The sequence below is a fragment of the Streptomyces sp. CT34 genome (genome assembly GCF_000805335.1).
Taxonomy (GTDB): Bacteria; Actinomycetota; Actinomycetes; order Streptomycetales; family Streptomycetaceae; genus Streptomyces.
In genome coordinates this window covers 3,660,717-3,662,263 of sequence record NZ_KN708638.1, presented here as the reverse complement: position 1 = coordinate 3,662,263, position 1,547 = coordinate 3,660,717, and the positions used below count along the sequence as shown (strand labels likewise).

The window sequence follows — 1,547 nt, the reverse complement described above, 5'->3', positions numbered from 1 at the left end:
CGGTCCCGGCAGCTGCCGGGACCGGGCCGGAGCAGTGTCAGAGCTTGCGCAGCGACAGCCGCTGGACCTTGTGGTCGGACCCCTTGCGCAGGACCAGGTTCGCGCGGCCCCGGGTGGGGGCGACGTTCTGCTGGAGGTTGGGCTTGTTGATGGTGCGCCAGGTCATGCGGGCGTAGTCGAGGGCCTCCTCCTCGGAGACCTGGGTGTACTTGCGGAAGTACGAGAACGGGTTCTGGAAGGCGGTTCGGCGCAGCTTCCGGAAACGGCCGAGGTACCACTGCTCGATGTCCTCGGTGCGGGCGTCCACGTAGACGGAGAAATCGAAGAAGTCGGCGAGGCCCAGGCGGGTGCGGCCGTCCTTGCCGGGGAGGGCCGGCTGGAGGACGTTGAGGCCCTCGACGATCAGGATGTCGGGCCGGTGCACGGTCAGCCGCTCGCCGGGCACGATGTCGTAGATCAGGTGCGAGTAGACGGGCGCGGTGACCTCCGCCTTGCCGGACTTCACGTCCGCGACGAAGCGGGTCAGCGCCCGGCGGTCGTACGACTCCGGGAAGCCCTTGCGGGACATCAGGCCGCGCCGGTGCAGTTCGGCGTTGGGGAAGAGGAAGCCGTCGGTGGTGACCAGCTCGACGCGCGGGTGCTCGGGCCAGCGGGCCAGGAGTGCCTGGAGGAGCCGGGCGGTGGTGGACTTGCCGACCGCGACGCTGCCCGCGACCCCTATGACGAACGGGGTACCGGGCTGCGAGCCGTGGCCGCCGCCCGCGTCGCCCAGGAAGGTGTTGAGGGCGCCGCGCAGGTTGCTGGTGGCGCCCACGTAGAGGTTGAGCAGCCGGGACAGCGGCAGATAGACGTCGCGCACCTCGTCGAGGTCGATGACGTCGCCCAGCCCGCGCAGCCGCTCGACCTCGTCGGCGGTCAGGGGCAGCGGGGTCTTCTCCCGCAGGGCGCTCCACTCCGCGCGCGTCAGATCGACGTACGGGGAGCTGTCGGTGCGGCGTCGTTGCTGCGGATCCGTCGTCATGGGCACGGGCCCATTGTCCGCAGCCGGTGCGGGCGGTGTGCGCCGGGGTGGCGGTGCGGCGGGTCCGGGGGCCGGAGCTGCGCGTCTGTACCGGGCGCCGCAGGCCCGGTACGGTCGGCAGCCGGGGCGGCGCCGGGCGCGGCCCGCCGGAACGAGTGGGGGTGGCGTGCGGGCACGCCTGTGGAGGCCGCTGCGGGAGCGGGCGCGCGAGCGGCGCCGGCGGAAGGCGGGCGCGGCGCTCGCGTCGGAGGAGTTCGCGGCGCGGATACGCCAGGAGCTGGCCGAGCAACTGCCGGACGAGGACGTGGGGGAGGACCTGGCCGATTTCCTGGAGCGCCACGAGCCGGGGAGCGGACCGGGCGGTGCGGACCCGGCGGCGGACGAGGAGTTGCGGGAGCTGGTCCGGGAGGCGCAGGACCGGATAGCGCGCGGGTATTGACGCGTATCCGCGGGGTGTTGCGGGGCGCCCGTCGTGCGGGTGTTGGGGGGAGCCCGTCGTGCGGGGCGTGTGTGTGGCCGGTGAGCC

General features: G+C 73.3%; 2 protein-coding genes. One reads left to right on the top strand and one right to left on the bottom strand.

Going from position 1 to position 1,547, the window contains the following annotated elements; translation table 11 throughout:
• Positions 1 to 37: 37 nt before the first annotated feature.
• The gene (coaA, locus tag RZ84_RS15890) at positions 38 to 1,021 is read right to left on the bottom strand and encodes a type I pantothenate kinase (protein WP_043264877.1); all 984 of its coding nucleotides are present in this window, start codon (positions 1,019 to 1,021) and stop codon (positions 38 to 40) included.
• Between the two features lie 166 nt (positions 1,022 to 1,187).
• On the opposite strand from coaA, the gene RZ84_RS15885 reads away from it, so the two are divergent.
• A complete protein-coding gene (locus RZ84_RS15885; RefSeq protein ID WP_043264876.1) occupies positions 1,188 to 1,460 on the top strand; it encodes a hypothetical protein in 273 nt (90 codons plus the stop codon).
• The last annotated feature ends 87 nt before the right edge of the window (positions 1,461 to 1,547 follow it).

Coding starts and splice junctions, on each gene's coding strand:
- coaA (WP_043264877.1), bottom strand. CDS start 1,021: ATGACGACGGATCCGCAGCAACGACGCCGCACCGACAGCTCCCCGTAC.